Annotated in this window: 18 protein-coding genes; 1 reads left to right on the plus strand and 17 read right to left on the minus strand. The window is 47.6% G+C overall.

Going from position 1 to position 18367, the window contains the following annotated elements; translation table 11 throughout:
- Window positions 1–513: 513 nt before the first annotated feature.
- From RB298_RS13485 to RB298_RS13540, 12 genes are all read right to left on the minus strand, one after another.
- Window positions 514–942: a protein-tyrosine phosphatase family protein gene (locus tag RB298_RS13485; protein ID WP_486047326.1), complete on the minus strand. Its 429-nt coding sequence runs from the start codon at window positions 940–942 to the stop codon at window positions 514–516.
- Window positions 943–978: 36 nt separating this feature from the next.
- Window positions 979–1470, minus strand: a complete 492-nt coding sequence (locus RB298_RS13490; RefSeq protein WP_486047327.1) for an NUDIX hydrolase — start codon at window positions 1468–1470, stop codon at window positions 979–981.
- A 322-nt stretch (window positions 1471–1792) separates the two neighbouring features.
- The gene (locus tag RB298_RS13495) at window positions 1793–2368 is read right to left on the minus strand and encodes a dihydrofolate reductase family protein (protein WP_486047328.1); all 576 of its coding nucleotides are present in this window, start codon (window positions 2366–2368) and stop codon (window positions 1793–1795) included.
- A 342-nt stretch (window positions 2369–2710) separates the two neighbouring features.
- Complete coding sequence (locus tag RB298_RS13500) at window positions 2711–3184, minus strand: VOC family protein (protein ID WP_096773802.1); 474 nt, start codon at window positions 3182–3184, stop codon at window positions 2711–2713.
- Between the two features lie 143 nt (window positions 3185–3327).
- Window positions 3328–4002, minus strand: coding sequence for a Type 1 glutamine amidotransferase-like domain-containing protein (locus tag RB298_RS13505; protein ID WP_192571825.1), 675 nt, complete (start codon window positions 4000–4002; stop codon window positions 3328–3330).
- A gap of 407 nt (window positions 4003–4409) precedes the next feature.
- Window positions 4410–5168 carry an ABC transporter permease gene (locus tag RB298_RS13510; RefSeq protein WP_486047329.1) on the minus strand — a complete coding sequence of 253 codons (759 nt, stop codon included), beginning with the start codon at window positions 5166–5168 and terminating at the stop codon, window positions 4410–4412.
- Entirely contained in the window at window positions 5165–5914 is a 750-nt protein-coding gene (locus RB298_RS13515; protein ID WP_486047330.1) for an ABC transporter permease, read from the minus strand. Before RB298_RS13515 ends, RB298_RS13510 begins: the two co-directional genes overlap by 4 nt.
- Entirely contained in the window at window positions 5911–6624 is a 714-nt protein-coding gene (locus RB298_RS13520) for an ABC transporter ATP-binding protein (protein WP_486047331.1), read from the minus strand. The genes RB298_RS13515 and RB298_RS13520 overlap by 4 nt, the downstream gene beginning before the upstream one ends.
- Window positions 6625–6716: 92 nt before the next feature.
- A complete protein-coding gene (locus RB298_RS13525) occupies window positions 6717–7727 on the minus strand; it encodes a HAMP domain-containing sensor histidine kinase (RefSeq protein ID WP_486047332.1) in 1011 nt (336 codons plus the stop codon).
- Entirely contained in the window at window positions 7724–8401 is a 678-nt protein-coding gene (locus RB298_RS13530) for a response regulator transcription factor (protein ID WP_486047333.1), read from the minus strand. Before RB298_RS13530 ends, RB298_RS13525 begins: the two co-directional genes overlap by 4 nt.
- A 320-nt stretch (window positions 8402–8721) precedes the next feature.
- A complete protein-coding gene (locus tag RB298_RS13535) occupies window positions 8722–9078 on the minus strand; it encodes a DUF998 domain-containing protein (protein WP_486047334.1) in 357 nt (118 codons plus the stop codon).
- 627 nt (window positions 9079–9705) lie between these two features.
- On the minus strand, window positions 9706–9912 hold the full coding sequence (locus RB298_RS13540) for a hypothetical protein (RefSeq protein ID WP_375119879.1): 207 nt from the start codon (window positions 9910–9912) through the stop codon (window positions 9706–9708).
- A gap of 142 nt (window positions 9913–10054) precedes the next feature.
- On the opposite strand from RB298_RS13540, the gene RB298_RS13545 reads away from it, so the two are divergent.
- Window positions 10055–10663 carry a TetR family transcriptional regulator C-terminal domain-containing protein gene (locus RB298_RS13545; protein WP_375119880.1) on the plus strand — a complete coding sequence of 203 codons (609 nt, stop codon included), beginning with the start codon at window positions 10055–10057 and terminating at the stop codon, window positions 10661–10663.
- Between the two features lie 255 nt (window positions 10664–10918).
- Here RB298_RS13545 and RB298_RS13550 read toward each other — a convergent pair whose 3' ends face one another.
- From RB298_RS13550 to RB298_RS13570, 5 genes are all read right to left on the minus strand, one after another.
- Window positions 10919–12808: a sensor histidine kinase gene (locus RB298_RS13550; RefSeq protein ID WP_375119881.1), complete on the minus strand. Its 1890-nt coding sequence runs from the start codon at window positions 12806–12808 to the stop codon at window positions 10919–10921.
- Window positions 12801–14441, minus strand: coding sequence for a response regulator (locus tag RB298_RS13555; protein WP_486047335.1), 1641 nt, complete (start codon window positions 14439–14441; stop codon window positions 12801–12803). Before RB298_RS13555 ends, RB298_RS13550 begins: the two co-directional genes overlap by 8 nt.
- A 25-nt stretch (window positions 14442–14466) precedes the next feature.
- Window positions 14467–15723, minus strand: a complete 1257-nt coding sequence (locus tag RB298_RS13560; protein ID WP_486047336.1) for an FAD-dependent oxidoreductase — start codon at window positions 15721–15723, stop codon at window positions 14467–14469.
- A gap of 68 nt (window positions 15724–15791) precedes the next feature.
- Window positions 15792–17324, minus strand: coding sequence for an extracellular solute-binding protein (locus RB298_RS13565; RefSeq protein WP_486047337.1), 1533 nt, complete (start codon window positions 17322–17324; stop codon window positions 15792–15794).
- A 157-nt stretch (window positions 17325–17481) separates the two neighbouring features.
- Window positions 17482–18357, minus strand: a complete 876-nt coding sequence (locus tag RB298_RS13570; protein ID WP_015735479.1) for a carbohydrate ABC transporter permease — start codon at window positions 18355–18357, stop codon at window positions 17482–17484.
- Between the last annotated feature and the right edge of the window lie 10 nt (window positions 18358–18367).

Below are 18367 nucleotides of genomic sequence, written 5' to 3' on the forward strand. Positions count from 1 at the left end.
TTAATAATGATAATCATTATCATTTTGCTTGAGTAGATTTTACACCAAATTGGTTTACATGCTCAATATACATTCTCTACGACAGGCTTTATACAAACTCGTGACTTCCTACTAACGAATAGCAATGAAACATTCATGACCCTCTACCGGGTCACAGACTATGATGAAATGTCTTCTAAACCCTCCAATATTGCTAATGAACCAAGCAGACCTCGTGGCTTTCTGTGTTATAAATACTGAAGCGGTAACCTTGAAACACATAGGTTCAGGCACTAAGTCGTATCTTACAAAACCTCACAGCTTATGGCTATTAGAATCATTAAACATTGTCATGTCCTTGGCACGGGACATCTTGTACCTATAAAACAAAAAAGCCGCTGCAATAGCGACTTTTAATGGGACTCGACAACATTCTTAGCTTCAGCACCATATTCCAGTTTAAAGCCTTTGTGTATACAGAAGCATGGCTTTTGCAGGGCTCTCTGGCGTTATCCTCCACCTATAGGGCCCTTCCTATTTGAAACGAGAGACAAAGCGGCGTTGCCAAGGCGTCTCAACAGCTCGTGGACTGTATTGCTGCCGAATATAGTCGACAGCTTCATAATTTGGTAATCCATCAATCACAGCGAGACAAGCTAGTGCCGTACCCGTTCGCCCAATCCCTCCCCCACAGGCGATCTCAACCCGTTCAACTTCAGCCCGAGACCATGCTTCCCGAAGTGCATCAGCGGCTGCAGCCTTGTTTGTTGGCAACCAGAAGTCCGGCCAAGGAATCCAGCGGCTTTCCCAAGCAACGGGCGCTGGTTGTCGTCCGAGCAGGTAGAGTGCAAAAGTGGGCTGAAGCCCTTGGGGAAGTGGACGTCTGAGTGCTCGGCCGCGGACGAGTCGACCTGAAGGAAGGCGCAACACACCTGGCGATTCGGGGTTCCAAGTATCATTCATTGTGTCACCCTCCTAAGGATTTAAGAACACGTACAACTAAACACTCCTTCGAAGCTTAACATTGCATTCTGACGTTGTCGCAGTGACGTACTCCATAAAATTCACAGAGCCGTTAAAGTTCAAATAAGCTTCATAACGCATGCGGATTGCGGGTAAAGTGATCAAATCCAGAACATTCTCCTTTGGAACCCACCTGCATTCGCTAGATTCTTCAGTCGATTCAGCTAACTCTCCACCCACAGCTTTGCACACGAAATCAAACATGACCTTCGTAGGAACATCTGTTTCACCGTCATACCACTTATGGACCGCTGTATTCGAAACAACACTGATTAAATGGCTAACAATGGCGTCTATTCCACTTTCCTCTTTAATTTCACGGATCACGCCATCAATCAGGTTTTCTCCAACTTCAGTTATTCCACCAGGATATACCCAACCGTCGTCGTGGGCTTTTACTAACAGGATATTTCCAATTCCATCTTCTACAATTCCGCCTGCCGATACAATATGTGTCGGAAACGACATTTCTCAACCTCCTAATACCGATAATTTGTATATTTATTCCACGTGTTTCTTGTACTTCCCTGCTTTCATAAATTTATATGCTTTAAGGTACTCACGAAACGATTGGACTATCCTGCCCGTTAGTTTAATAACAGGGCGTCTGCCGCTGTCGATGAAATCATATTGGGAATTATTCTTCAAACAAAAAAGCCGCATAGATTGCGACTTTCAAATTCATCATGTTCTTGTCTCTCGACACGTGTCTGAATAACAAGCCAGCTCTTCAATTTCTTCATTGAGATATATCGTGTCCCGTTAGCGTAATCTACTTTTGGAGACAGAGTCATCGAACCGTCTGGTAAACGAGGCCTATAGCTCCAGAATCAAATGTCTTGTTTTCGATAAGTTTAAGATTGACTTTCTCCTTGAGACCTTGGAATAACGGCAACCCGCTGCCGATCAGGACGGGAGAAACCGTAATTTTATACTCATCTATTAAATCAAGCTGCATAAGGTAGTGTGCGAACCTAGGACTGCCGAGGATGACCATATCCTTGCCTGGCTGCTGTTTGAGGTTTTTGATCTCTTCCTCGACATCTTCTTTCACCAGTCTGGAATTGTTCCATTCGACTTTCTCCAGCTTCGTGGAAAAAACGACTTTGGCTGTCTTTTCGATCCACTCGGCATGATTAAGTTCATGCTGCGAAGCTGATGGGTTCGAGGGCACAGATGGCCAGTAACTGTGCATCATCTGATAAGTTCCACGTCCCCAAATGACAGTGTCGGCAGTACTCAGAATTTCTTTCGCGTGCTTCTCCAAATCAGAATCGTAAGCAACCCAGCCAATGTCCATTTCACCGTTCGGCCCTTCTACAAAACCGTCAAGCGATGCGTGCAAGAATAGAACAAGTTTTCTCATTTTCAGTTCTCCTTTGTTTATGAGGGGTATCTACATTAACTACATTATAGGACAACTCAGCCTGGGTTGTTTCTTACGGATTGCTAATCACAAATGGAGTAATTTACTAACCTAGAAAAAATCCTTCCTTTATATTCTACAAAACAGCCCGTTAGGTAATCGGTACAAGTTCTTGTACCAAGGCATGTGCAAAAAAATTATACCGATATAATAAAAAAGCCGCTAAAATAGCGACTTCAATGGTCCATATTCTTGTCCCTCGACATTTAAAAAAGACAACCGATCGCTCTGACCGGCTGCCTCCTCTTCTTTATTCAGCTCCCGTTAGCGAAATTGATCTGATTAATCGATTAAAGGCTGCCAAACTTCCCATATGTTACCGTCAGGGTCAGCAAACGTTATGTTTGGTCCGCTTGTGACCCGTTCTCCTAAAATATTCACTCCGTTTTTCTTAAAACGTTCAAATAGCTCTTCGATCCGTGGTGTAATAAAACATGCAATTGCGTGGGGCTTGCCGTTGTCCAATGACCATGAAAAGCGTAATCGCCCGCCCTCTTCGTCTGATTTGTGAAGGAACAGAGCGGGTACAACTTGCCTTAAACCAGGCGAAGGCAGGTTTCCATTCCGATCGGGAATATTCAAAACAGCCATGACCATCCCAGGCTCAACATGATCGTTGTTTGCAGGTTGGTACCCTAAATTCTTTTGATACCATTTAATAGACTCGTAAACATCACTTACCGGTACGTAAATACAAGTAACTCCCGTAATGTCTTCCAGCCTTTCTTCCAGTTTGAATTCCTCATTTGCCCGCATAGCTTTTCATCCCTTTGTTCATTCTTATTCTAGCCTTTTATCAAAACAAGGTTAAATGCGATGTTTTTCCCCTGGTGTAGCTTGGAGAAATACTAGAGGACAATGAGGCAATCTTCTCTCCATTGTGCACTTCTCCACTCTTCCTATAGGAGGGGCGAAAAACGTTTCCAATTCCCTTCGGAGACAACTTCAACCGTTCCGTCGATCACTTTGATCGCGGTCTGATCATCAATCGCATACGCTGGCCCTTGCATCCCGGCGGCCCATCTCTCTGCATCAGCCATGGTGTTTCTCGGCAGCATTTCGTGATCCAGATGCGGAAATATTGCAAAATCAACCAGACTCAGCGCGTCATCGCCGCCAGTGGGTGGAGTCCAGCCAACGAAGAATTCCCCGATGTTAGGTGCCATCACCATACTCCCGGCACTCAGTCCCACATAAACTGCCTGCAGAGACGGTAAGAGGTCTGCAAGTCCGGACTGCCGCATCCAGTGGCACAGGTAGAGGGCGTCGCCGCCCGAAACCAGCAGGACGTCCGTCTCCCTTACTAGCGGCACCCAGCGGTCTTTGTCGATGCTTGGCAGCGCTGTGAGCTCCAGCACGCCGACAGACTTCCAGCCTAGGTCGACCATGGGATTCTCGGAATTCCCGCTGATGAATTGCCAGGCTTTGACGCCGGGGCCTACCCAGGGGTGTCCGTACATCGCGGTGGGAATACACAGGGCATTGCAGTCGGCGATCGGCTTGCCCAGCATGTCAACTAGCGCATTGTGTATGCTTTTGTTATTAATGCCGGCAGATGTGAGCAATAATTTCATAACTTCACTCCTTTGTTTGCGTTTGTCGTTTATTCTTTAGACTTTAGGGGGCTACATAAACTATAATATAGTACATTTCCGTGCGGATTGTTTCTTACAGATTGCTAATCTAATCTGCCCGTTAGTTCAATATAAGGGCGTGTCGCCGTCGATCAAATCATATCGGGAATGTTATCAAGTTCTTGTCATTGTGTTTTAACAAGAACTTGTCCCGATAAAACTAAAAAGCCGCTAAATTAGCGACTTTCTATGGGTCTAGGTTCTTGTCCATCTACAACTTTCAATGAGACTCTCAATGAGACTTTGTTTTTGTACTCCGTCACATCTATCATATAGACCATCGTACTTTTTCAGAAATTTTTTAAAAAATCACTAGCGTTATATTTTTGAATGGATGAAACTTAAACTCAGGCATCTCGTTTACGGTAAAATACAATAGCTGCCGTAATAAAAATCAGTGTCCATATCAATGAAATCCCTGTCCCTTGCATTGGTGAAAGGACATTTATTTCATCAGAGGAAGGCGGCATATACATATAATATCCTGCCGTATCCGGAAAATACATTTTAAAACTAGGCAGAAGATCTCTCGATAATGGACTGACAACGAAATAATAACCAAGCAGCACCACTAAAGCAGGGGTGGTTCGTCTTAATAAAGCACCTATAGCTGCACTGAGAAGTGAGGTTAGTGTCAGATAGCCTGTTGCACCTGCTAATGCTTCTACCATGGTATCTATATCAATCGCTGCTGCTGTGTCTTTCATCATCATATAAGTATATACTACACCGGATGCAGCGATAATAAAGGCCGCGGGAACCGTTATGATTGCCAATGCCAAATGCTTCATGGATAATTGAATCCCACGACAAGGTATCGCAGCTAACGTAGTTCGAATCTGTCCACCGATATACTCTGAACAAGTAGCTAGGATCCCAAGAATAATGAATCCTGCTTGAAGATAACCCATCGAAGCAAAACCTATATTCAGTATTTTTTGCGTCCCTATTGCTCCTTGTAAACCTATAGAAGTAAAAGCTGCGGCTAATCCTAAATTAAGAATGAATGTACCCATAAGAGTGAGCCATATCAATGGTAATGTAGCTAATTTATCCAGTTCAGCACGAAGGATTTGTGTTATCTTTCTAATAGAAGGGACACTCATGCAGCAACGTCCCTCCTATGGAATACGATAGCTGCAGCAATGAAAAGAACGACTACCCAGGCAGACATGACTATGCCGCCTATGAACGGGGTGAGGAATCTGTCGCTCAGAAACATAAACATTTCAAGGCCGACCCGATCCGGTAGGTATAACGCTAACTTTGTAACTTTAGAAAGCAGGAAACTAAATGAAACAACGGATGTATTTATGATGAGCACAGCAAGCGGAATCGTGCCATTCTTAGTTAGTACAGTAATCCCGAATGCTAATAGAGCAGTGAATGTCCAGTAACAAACTGCACCGAGCAGCTTCGACCATTCAAATGCTGGGGAATACTCACCAAGAACAAGATGCGTGGCTGACACAGTTGTCATGATAGCAACAATACAAAGCAGTATACTGATTACTGTCACAGCGCCTGCTTTTGCCAGCAAAAATTGAAGCCTTGATGAAACAACCGTTAAACTTGTTGTAATCTGTTGTCCTCCGCCAGATTCACTGCTCTCTGTCAAATACTCGCTGCTGACAGCAAGCACACCAAGGATGATGACACCTTGTACACCAAGGGCTAGTCCAATATAGCCAACTTCCAAAAGCCGTGTGCTAACTCCAGCTATAATCTCCTCTTTTTGAGCTATACTGTCTAAGGCGGCTATGACCGCAGGAGAAAATGCTCCAACAAGAAAGGCAAGCCAAATGCCCGGCAGGGAGAACAATTTAGATAGTTCCGCGTTGAATGCTCTCATACAACACCACCAGCATGATCAGATGTCCGGGCAAAAAAAGCTTTCTCCAGCGTGGAATGGTTACCTATTACTTCGTCCAACGTTCCATCTGCAACGATTGTTCCTTGCTTAATAATAACCACATCATCAACTGTCTCTGCAAGCTCTCCTATTAGATGACTGGATAGTAACACCGTGTTGCCAGACTCAGCCCGTTTACGTAAAAATGTCCGGATCCAACGAATTCCTTCCGGGTCGAGCCCATTTACGGGTTCATCTAGAACCAATATCGCGGGATCACCCAGCAGCGCAGCGGCCATTCCAAGTCTTCTCCCCATACCAAGCGAATATTTTCCCACTCTTTTGTCAGCTGCATTAGTAAGACCTACGATTTCCAAAACTTCCTCGACACGTGAGTTAGACAATCCTGCGGCACGAGCAATCCAGCGCAAGTGTGCCCGCCCTGTTCGCATACGATGGGCCCCAGATCCATCAAGTGCAGCACCTACTGTTGCTAGAGGATTATGTAACTCTGAGAAGGGTTTGCCATTTATGAGAGCACTCCCTGATGTGGCGCGATCTAATCCAAGCAGGATGCGAATCGTTGAGCTTTTACCTGCCCCATTTGGACCTAAAAAACCAGTCACTCTGCCAGGTCTCGCTTTAAAACTGATACCCGATAAGATTTCTTGAGATCCGCGATGTTTGACTAAGTTATTAATTTCAAGCAACCATAACACTCCCTTTCTGTTATGGCTCTCATTATAAAGTAGCAAAGTTACATCACGGTTATCATGGTGTTTACTTCCGGGTTACCTTTGGGTTACGCTCTACCAATAACTACTCTTGTGCCATTTTCATTTGAAGTAAAGTCAGCTCTCAGCTTCATTTTTTTCAACATATAATTTGAAGTCGATAAACCAATCCCTGCCCCATGCTCATGGGAAGAGTTATCCAAACCTGGACCTCTGTCTGCAATAATGATCTGTTCTTTTTCTACATCAACCACAATGATTGCATATTTCCCTTCTGCTGCATGGCGAAGAATATTCTGAAATAAATTATCCAAAACCCGTGTCATCCAATTCGGATCTGCTTCCCAATAAAAAGTCTCCTCTCCCGGAAAATCAACATCAAGCTGAATTTCTTTGTCTTCAAATACAGGGTACCACGCAGCAACAGATGCTCTTACTAGACGTCCAATATCTGTTGAAACGGGCACGAAAGGATGTTTTCCCGAGGTAAGCAATGTATAGGACAGTAAATCATCCATTAGATCTCCGACTCTTGTAATCGTATGGTTGATCTCCGTTAACGAGTTTTGTCCTTCTTGACTCATGGGTTCTTTATTTAAACGGGTGACATGTCCTCTCAAAATGGTAAGCGGTGTTCGTAAGTCGTGAGATAAATTCGCAATGAGTCGATGTCGTAATAACTCCTCTTCATATTCTCGTTTGCGACTGTCTTCAAGCTGCTGAATCATCCAATTAAAAGAACTTCCTAACTGGTCTATCTCATCCATACGATCACTTTGAACAGATATGGTTTTAGGAAACGAGTTGTTTTTAGCTGAAAATGACATGACTTCTTGTAAGCGGGCAAGACGTTTTTGAAGTTTCAAGAAGAAGCGCCAAGATAAGATCACAAATGCGACAATAATAAAACCAAACACTAGTACGGTAACGTAAAACAGATGTAACGTATTTACATTTTTATCATGGATATCTGAAACCCCAAAAAACGCACTGATAAAAATAATCATAATGGGAGGAAAAAAAATAAATAGAAAATGTACTTTTAGAAAACGACGAAATAATGATCTATTTTGCTTCATAGTTTCACCCGATAGCCTATACCCTTCAACGTTTCAATAATCTCGGGGGAATCGGGATGGCGTTCCAGCTTTTGACGCAGCCGGTGGATATGCACCATCAGTGTTTTATCGCCTGTTATATAAGCTTCATCCCAGATAGCCTCATAAATTTGTTCTTTTGTTAAAACTTGATTAGGGTGGCGTATGAAGTACATTAAGATTTGATGCTGTTTCCCTGTTAAAATAATTTCTTCTCCTGTGTGTTTGTCAAATATCATTTGACCTTCCGGATCTACTTCAATCTGATTTCCTAATGTAATGCGATCGGATGTTGATCCACCACTACGACGGATTAATACTTCTATTCTTGCAACTAATTCATCCGTATGGAATGGTTTCGTTACGTAGTCATCAGCAAATTGCAAACCATCTACTTTATCATCTATCGATGTTCGAGCAGTTAACAGCAAAATAGGAATAGCAGGAGCTGTCTTCTTTAATCGTCTTCCCACAGTAAATCCGTCTAAACCGGGTAACATGATATCCAATATAACGATATCGTGCTGATTGACTTCTTTTTCGGCTCCTTCACCAGTTAGCAGCCACTGAACTGAATACCCTCGCTGTTCCAATTCTTCCTTTACCCAACTGCCTATTTTCTCGTTATCTTCAATATATAATACGTTTCTTTTCAAGTAACATCCCTCTTTTTAAATGGAGTCCACTACAGATTAACACACTATAAAAAAAAGTTTCCAGTTAAGACAATTTTATCGTTCGCTTATAGAGTTTTATAAAAAAGAGGCCCGTCTAACGGATTGACACTTTTCTGCTCATGACATTAGATTTAATACGAACAATAGAAAATCCCCAAAACCCTCACTGTATCGAGGGTCTTTGGGGATTTTCGTACCGAATGAATTATTCGAGTATTATGACGTAGACCAGCTGCAACTTCAATGCAGCCGGTTTAAGATCATATGTATTTTTTCTTCTGCGGTTTCCTCACCTACACTTATTTAGAAGCTCCGAGCTTGACTCCATGAATCCCTACAACAATCAGCCACGTAATCTCCGCCAAGATTAAGAATCGTCCGAACATACCGGCCAAAACCTCTGGTCCGAATTGCCCGTCTTGCGGAATTTGAAGAACGAATACCAGCATTGCGACGATTGCAATCATCGCGCTTGTCAGCAACACTCGCTTCATAGGACGCCAAACATCAAGTCGACATAACGAAAGACTGATCAATAATGCGGCTATCGGCGTGTAGTCCAGCATCGCACCGATAGAGTGCATGCTGCCGCTAAACGTCGCATCATCCGGACTAACGGAGATGGGATCGGTCACGAAGATACCTGCGATTATCACGCCTATTGCACGGATTCCAAGATTAACAAGTCCAATGTATCCCGTAACCGTACGAATATGCGGGAATATCGTAATTGCTACACTGATTTGAGCAAAAGCCAACAATCCAAAAGACAGGTGCATAACGCCATGTCGGATCAAATTCGGGCTGCAGCAAGTGCAGGCTGCATAGGAGAAGCACGAAATTTCCAAACAAGGTATTGTTTCGGAGAGCCCTCCTCAATGTCATTGAGCGTAAAGAACAATCTTCGTGCTCGGATGTGCACGGCCAGGATAACTTCTAATACGACTAGCCTCTAAAAAACCGCATTACGGTGCGGTTTACAGACGTTTCGCACTCAAGGAGCCGCTATAATAAACGCGGCATATTATTTAACTTGTCGGTAATTGTCATTGGCGCTGCGTAAGTTCTCGTCCGCTGTTCGGGATAAGAACTTGTACCGATAAAACAAAAAAGCCGCTAAATGAGCGACTTTCTATGTGGCCATGTTCTAGTCCCTCGACATTGCCGGGCATGTAATACCCAATGGAGTTAAGCTCCTTCCATATGAGTATGAATTCTGCATGTAACATGCAAGTATGACGAGTGCCCATACATTTCAGGGATGGCCCCTTCTGTCCTGCAACCTAATCTCTGCCGGTCAACAGTCGTCTTCCTAACTGCAATCGTGCTTCAAGCTCAATCCCGTTTTTGCAATCTTCGCAGCAATGCATTCCATTGAAATTTCGTTTCACACGGTCGTAAGCTTGAGTCCCCTCAATGACATAAAACTCTCTTCTGCAATGATAACAGGTGGTACGAATACGAAAAAATCCATCGATTTGCTCTAGCATTGCTTCCCTCCCGTCAATCACAACAAAGTCCAGTACTATTGACGTGTTAATTGCGACGCGATATAACTAAATAAACTCTAAATAACACAGTGTGTTATTTATTTTAATTCATTGTGCTAAATAAAACAAGGGGGCGTTAGCCTTGCCGAAAGTCGTGGATCACGAACAAAAAAGAAAACTGATCGCCGAATCAGCATGGAATATTATTAAAGAAAAAGGGATCGAATTCGCGTCAATCCGTGCCATTGCAGCTGCGGCAGGGTTATCACCCGGCGCATTGCGGCATTATTTTTCAACACAGGACGAGCTGTTGCTATTTATCGTGGATTATTATTTGACAAGAGGAGTTGCCAGAGCAGAAGAGCGCCTCGAAATAAGCCCTATTCCGATGAAGGCTGCGAGGGAAATTCTGTTACAACTGCTCCCTTTGGATGCAGAAAAACGAACGGCCGGCGGCGTCTGGTGGGTCTTCGCCATCCGCTCCCTCACGAGTCTGGCATTACAAGCTAAAAAAGACGAGCTCACGGACGGACTCCACTACCTGACAAAAGTCGTCCTCGAAATCCTAGCTGAGGCGAAGCTTCTCCTCCCTTCGGTAGACATTCAACTTGAAACATTAAGATTGGCCGCGATTGTCGAAGGCTTGACGATACTCGCTTTGCTCCGCCCTGAGCTCTACACGCCGGAGACAATTGAGCAGATCGTCAGCCGCCATCTTCAGGAGCTGTGCTCGCAAGCTATGGATGAATGAGCATGTAGACTTAACTAGAAACTTAACTAATCAATAGTCAGCTCATGTTCTTTTCCTTTGCGGCAATCGATGCAAGTTCTCGTCCTCGAGACATGAACTTGTATCGATATAACAAAAAAGCCGCTATAATAGCGACTTTCTAACAGGTTCCGATTCTGTGTCTCCACCCTTCTATGAGGCTGACTCAACGAATGTCTTCTGCGATTACGGCTCGTAGACGATGCCAGGATAACCCCGATCCCCTATCGCATGCAGCTAAGCTTTATTTTCTTCAGAATCTCGGGAGGTCATAAACTCTGCTTTCATCCGGACGGTGACAGAGGTACCCGCACAGAGTTTCGACGAGACGCTCAAGCCATACCCCTCACCAGAGTGCAGCTTGATCCGCTCGTTCACGTTAAACAAGCCGTAGGAGCTTCCGTTGCCCGTGTGATCACCAGGGCTGACTCGCTCCTCCGTCAGCAGACTGCGGGACATCTCCTCGTCCATGCCAATGCCGTTGTCCGAAATCACGAAAACGAGATCGCTTTGATCCAACTCCACCGTAATATCGATAAGCCCTTTCCGGTCCTTCGCCTTGCGTATGCCATGCAGCAACGCGTTCTCGACGATCGGCTGCAAGATAAGCTTAGGCATGCGATATGCCTTCAACTCATCCCCCGCAGCCACCTTGAAATCGAACGAGCCGAAAAATCGGCTCTGCTGAATTTCGAGATACACCTCTGCCAGCCTCAGCTCGTCCGTAACGCTTACGATGGTATTTCCTTTATTGAGACTGAGACGGAAATACTTCGCGAGACTGTCAATCATCATACTGATGTCAGTCGCACCCTTACCGATGGCAATCCAGTTGATCGTATCCAGCGTGTTGTAAAGGAAGTGCGGATTGATCTGCGCCTGCAACGCTGACAGCTGGGCTTCCCGTTCGCGAATCTCAGCTCTGTAGTTTTCTTCGACGAGCGTACGCACCCTTAGGATCAGATGGTCGACGCTTCGCTCCAGCATATGGAAGTCACCATTAACCGCCGGTAACTCATGCAGACCGTCGATCGCTTCCTTGCCCTCCTTCCCTTCCTTTCGGATGACGGTGATCACGTGGTTGACTCGCCGGTTCATCCCCCGCACGATAATCGCCAGAAGGACAAACGGAAGGATCAGAAACAACGCGACATATTCAATCAGCGAGCGCCACTCTGACTGCTTCGTCTGTCGCTGCGTAGCGGGCGACAGCTGGGATTCCGTTCCCTGAGCGACAAGCTTCCAGCCCGTCGGCGCAAGCGTCGTATACAGCACGTCGCTTTGTTCATTGTTCAGCAGAAGCGACTTTGTTCCTTCCGCCCCCTCGTTCAGCGCATCCAACAGGTGAGGTTCAACCGCCTTGCCGATAAGTGCCTCATCGGGATGATAAACGATTGAGCCATCCTGAGCAACAAGGTACACTGCTGTGCCCGGGGCGAACTGAAGATCGGATAAAATATTGGAGACGATGTCTTGACGAACGTCGATCATGAGCACACCGGACACTTTGTCATAATTATCGGGATCCCGCAGCATTCGGGCAGCAGATAATATCGTCTCATTGGAGCCGCCGAGATACGACTCCTCGTAGACACCCGTCCATACGATCCCACCGTTTCCATCGATGATGGAATGAAACCACGGTCTAACCATCAAGCTATCCAGCGTAAAGAAATTGATTCTCTCTTCTGCATACAGCTTAGATTTGTCCACGAACACCCGAACATGAAACACGTCGGAGTTAGACTGTACGGTCTCGACCAAATACCGCAAATCCTCAATCACCTTGATCTGTGTGCCGATGGACTGATCATCCGAATTAATGGATAAGTACGAATGCAGGTTTGCGTTCATGAATGCAGCGTCACTAATATCCTCGATGCGCTCCAGCCGGTAGGAGAGATTGCTCCCGGCCTGCTTTAGCGCTTGCTGCATCGTCCGGATGACCTCGCTCCTCAGAATATCCGCGGAACGCGCGTAATAACCATACAAGAAAATGCCCGCCGGAAGCACAATGAGCAGCAGATACGCGATTAACCAAGAACGGGGGATCGAGAAACGGCGAATCGCCGCTGGCTGGAGCAGCGGCGAAAGCAAGCCGGTTACGGCGACCCAGGCTCTACGCATGAGACCCCCGGTATGCGCTAGGTGTAACACCCGTTACCTTTTTGAACAGCTTTGAGAAGTAACTAGGGTCGGTATATCCGATCGCGTAACAAATATCATAAAACTTGTACTGCGGATCGCGCAGCAGCTCCTTCGCCTTATCCACGCGCACTTTAGTCAAATATTCGCCCACCGTCTGCCCCGTCTCTTGCTTAAACAGGAGACTGACGTACGTGGAAGACAAATAGACCGCCTTGCCGATATCGGCTACGGTAAGCCCGCCGTTGGCGTAGTTCTGATCGATATACCCGCGTACTCGCTCAATGACGTTTGCCACCCTGCCAGTCCGCTTCTCCCGAATGTGTTCCCCGACAGTCGCCAGATACGATTCGATCAGCCCCCGCATATCTTTTAACGTCTCCTTCGCGTACAACGCCTCTGTCAGCTCTCCCTCCATAACTTCCAGTTCGGGGTCCCCCGCGCCAAGCTCCATGAGCAGCTGTCCGATCGCGAGCACGAGCTGCATGCACAGATTGCGGCCGTACTTCAGGCCGTTCGGGCGGGTGTAGGACAAGCTGGCAAAAATCATCTCCACGGCTTCGCTAATCTTGTCCTCATCGTCCGCCTTGAGTGCGGAAATCAGCTTCTCATTGAGCTCGTAATCGTATTTCCGCATGGCGCCTTCCTCCGGCTCTGCGCTCTCCAGACTGTCCATAGTGATGATACGGTTTTTGCCGAGGTACCACTTGTAATCGACCGCTTCGCGAGCTTGCTTGTAAGCTGGCGCCAGTCCGGATAAGCCGCCTGCCATATCGCTAATGCCGATCGTCACGCCGATCTTGAGCCAGCGTTCCAGATTGGAGCGAAGGTCGCCGGCCAGCGCAAACAGTGCCTCCGCCGCTTCGGATACCGAATCGCCGCCGGGCTCCGACACCTTCAGCACGCCTACAAATTCGCCGGTACGTTGCTCGAAGGCATACCCTCGCAGATGCGCATCCAGCAGCTCCTCGTAGATGTTCAGCACCGAATACCACAGCAGCTGGCGGTCGCGCTCGGAACGGCTGGCCATCACATCGGCAAGATCATCCACGCAGACGACCATCACCCAATAGGAAGCATTCACGGGCAAGTCCAATCCCAGAAACGATACCCGCTCCGCCAATTCCGACTTCGGCGCACCCTCTCTGATCATGGAGAGCAGGAACTTCTCACGCAGGAGCGGCATACCTTCCTTTAGTTTAACGAGCAGCTCCTGCTTATAAATCCGTTCGGAGCTCTCCGCGTCCAGATCGGCAACGACGCGCTTGATGACCGTACTCAGCTCCTGCAAATTAACCGGCTTAAATATATAGTCGACCGCGCTGACCTTCATCGCTGATTTAAGATAATCGGCGTCGTCGTGCCCGCTCACGAATATGATCTTCATGGCCGGATATTCGGACGAGATACACTGCGACATCGTAATACCGTCCATGTTCGGCATTCGGACGTCCGTTAGTATAAGGTCGGGCTGATCGCGGGCGATCATCTCAAGAGCCACGTCTCCATCATCCGCTTCGCCTGCCACTTCAATTCCGTAAGCGGCCCAATCGAAATAAGCGCGCAAGCCCGCTCGGACCGCCGGTTCGTCATCCACGATAAGCAATCGATACATCGCCCGCCATCTCCCTTCTCCTAATTTAACGGCCTAACAGTATAGCGTCTTGATTGGCAAGCTCGGCCTGCACCTTGTCAATGTCTACTTCGCGAACGGGCACGCCGTCTTCGAGCGAGATCGCGGCCGCAATGCCTGCTGCTTGACCCAGCGCATAACAAGTCGCTTGGACGCGCATCGAAGACATCGCGACATGCGTTGCGGAAATCGATCTGCCCGCAACGAGCAGGTTGTCGATATCGCCAACAGGCACCATCGTGCGATACGGAATATCGTAGCCGTCTACGCGGCGCTCGTCGGTTGTCTTGCCCGCATCCGGGCTATGAATATCGATCTCGTAATTTGTTTGGGCGACCACGTCCGGGAAACGCGTACCGCTTACAACATCTTGTTCGGTCAACGTGTACAGCCCTTCAATTTGATTGGTCTCCCTAACACCTGTCTGCGGAGCGATGTGGGCGATGGCGTATGTCTCGAAGCCCGTTCTCTGCAAATAATGCGCGATCGAGAACACCTGCTTAAGCGCTTCGGTCTCCGCGTAATTGACTTGCTCCATATCGGCTCCGTTCGCCTTGACGCGCGACATATTAATGAGCAACACGCCGTCTTCGCGCTGCTTCCAATATAACCTGCGCCCCTGCGGCAGATCGGATACCTCCTCGTAATAATAACAGCCTTCCGGAAGTATCTTCTCTACTGGCTTTCCCGTATCCTGCATCGTAAACATAAGTGTCATCGGCTGCGTGAGTCCATCAGACTCGCGGCCCGTGCGGTAAGGTACACCCGCATCGATGGCTACTCGCGCATCGCCCGTGCAATCGATGATGACATCGCCTTCTATCGCCCTTAGGCCTTCGCGCGTCGAAACGATAACCGAACCGATCCCGCTGCCGCTGCGGATCGTGCCCACGAATTCACAATGGAAGTAGACCGATACCCCTTCTTTTTTCATTTTGTCATTCAAGTATTGGCGAAGCAAAAATGGCGAATATTGCGGCGCGACCGATTCGTCATGGCCTGCGGGCAGATAGTCGGCCAGCATCTCCTTGATGATCTCGCGGTAGATGCCGGTCACATTGCCGACAGGCATAAAAACGCTTACGTTGGCAAGCGTCCCCATCCCCCCGAGTTGAGCGGACTTCTCCAGCAAGATCACCTGTTTGCCGCGTCTGGCCGCGCCAATGGCAGCGGCCGTCCCCGCAGGTCCGCCTCCGATGACGACAACGTCGGCCTTGGCATGGGTTTTCACTTGACGTTCGAACGAATACACTGCATGTTTCATGATGATCTCTCCCTTAGATCGAAGTAGCGGTGTGAGCAACAAAGGATCACCACCGCTTATCCTGTTTTTTATTTAGTCGTTGCGTACCAATCGTTAATTTCCTTTGAAGCCGCTTCCCCGCCCGCTGACATAAACTTGGATTGAAAGTCGGCAAGGCTATCGATGGACTCCGCGCCGGCGATCAGTTTGACCGTGTAGTCGCCAACCATGGTGCTCAATTGCTGATTCGTCTTCGAATATTGCTGCATGTACGGAGCAAGACCCAGAACGTTTTTGATTTTTACTTCGGCTGGCTGCTCGTTGTTCAGGAAGTTAAACGCATCAAACATTACCGGGTTTTTGCGAACGCGCGCTTGCCAATATTGCGGATAGTTTTCTTCATCCGTTCCCGCCATGTAGTTATTCGCCAAGTTGCGCTCGTCGGTGAAGATCGGCTGGATAGGCTCGTATGCTCCGTCTACTACTTTATAATGCGTGCCTTCCACGCCGATCGCCATATTTTTGAACGTTTCCGGCTCCAGGCTTTCATTGATCCATTTGATCGCATCTTCCGGATGCTTTGATGCTTTCGGAATGAACGTCAGACGGTCAAATCCGGCGTTTGCCGCGAAGCCGGCTTCTCCGTTAGGCCCCTTGAGCGCCGGCACAAAAGCGAATTTGGCCTCCGGCTTGGTCTTCGCAAGGGAATCCGAGATGGCCGGAATGTCCGCCCAGTGAACAACGATGGCGCCAGCTACGCCGCTTGCGAATTTCTCCTTCGCTGTAGCGTCTTTGTTGGCTACGAATTCTCGGTCGATCAATCCTTTCTCGTACAAGTTGCCTACGTAAGCGACATAGTCCTTAAATGCCGGGTCCATGACACGCGGCACAAGCTTGCCGTCTACGTCGTTCCAAGCATTGGCGATGCCGAACGCGCCTACGAGGTTGTCAATCATCGATTGGTCACCCTTGATCGTAAGTGGTACGTTGCGGTCGCCGTTGCCGCCTGGGTCCTTCTCCTTGAATTGCGTGAGAACGTTTGTCAGCTCTTCGGTCGTCGTCGGCATGGACAGACCCAGCTTATCGAGCCAGTCCGTACGGATGAGTATGGAACTGTTGATATCATACGTAACGGTTACCGGGATTGCGTATAGCTTGCCATTTACCTTAAGCGCTTCCATCGATTCGGGCTTTATAGCCGCCTTAATATTTGGGCCAAATTCGTCGATAAGCGGCGTCAGGTCGACGAGCGCACCCTTTTGCGCATAATCCGAATATAAAGCCATGTCGTTATAGGAAGTGACGATGTCATACGCTTCGCCGGAAGACATGATTAGGTTCAGCTTCTCCGCCCACTTGTCTTGAGGCAGCATATCGTATTGTACTTTGTAGCCCGTTTTATCTTCGAGCAGCTTGGCTACCGGGTATGCATTGTATTCTTCGTTCTGCCATACGTTCAGTCGCTTTAAGGCTGGCTTTTCCGCATCCGATTTGGCCGTCGCTTCGTTGTCCGTGTTCGTTCCGTTGCCTGTGTTCGTTCCGTTGCCGGAACAAGCAGCCATAGTCATTACCAGAAGCGCAGACATGGCCATGACAGACATCCATTTGAATGCTTTTTTCATAATGAGACCCTCCTGCAATTAATATAATCTATATCATTAATTTTCCCGCAACGTCCAGATGAAGGGGCAATTCTCCGGTACCTGAAGTCATGCCTTGACGTTCATCGCCATTGCTGGAAAAGTTAATGCCTTTGGAAAGCTGCTTTACATGCCTCCATCAACCTTTTACGGAACCGATGAGCACGCCTTTGATAAAATATTTCTGCAGGAACGGATAAACGAGCAGAATCGGAATCGTGGATGCGATGACCGTTGCTGAACGGACGCCTTCCGCAGGCACGTTCATGAGATCGTCGGCCGTCTTGTCAAGCGCCGAAGATGTATCGGCATTCATGACGATGTCCTGTAGGTACAATTGCAACGGCTTCAGCGACGAGCTGTTGATGTACAGCATCGGGTTGAAGTAGTCATTCCAATAATAAACGGCGTAAAACAGACCAATCGTCGCAAGCACGGGACCACTTAGCGGCAAAATAATACGGAACAGAACCGTTAAATTGCTCGCGCCCTCGATTTTGGCGGATTCCTCCAGGCTGGCCGGCAAGCTTTCAAAGTAGCTCTTGATGACCAGCATGTTGAACACGCTGATGAGCGCCGGCAAAATGAGTGAGCCTAGGTGGTTAATGAGGCCCAACTCGCGGATGAGCAGATAGTTGGGGATGATGCCCCCGTTAAACATCATCGTGAAGATGAACAAAATGATGATGATGCCCATCCCCGGCAGTTCGCGCTTCGAGAGCGGATAAGCGGTCAGCGCCGTAATGAGCAGCGATGCGAGAGTACCGATGACTGTAATCAGCACCGATATCCAGAGCGAGTTTAGAAACTGGCTGTTCGTGACGACGAATTTCATCGTTTCGAGCTGAAAGCCGACCGGGAAAATTCCGACTTGGCCCGACAGGATGGCCCACTCTTCACTGATCGACTTGGAAAATACGTTTACAAACGGAAGCAGTGTAATAAGCCCCATTGCGATGAGCAGAACGTAGATAGAGCCATCGAGCATGAAATCTTTGACAGTTTTCCTATACATGGTCGTTCCT

The sequence above is a fragment of the Priestia sp. BR_2 genome (assembly GCF_041954005.1).
In the GTDB taxonomy this organism is placed as follows: domain Bacteria; phylum Bacillota; class Bacilli; order Paenibacillales; family Paenibacillaceae; genus Paenibacillus_AQ; species Paenibacillus_AQ lautus_A.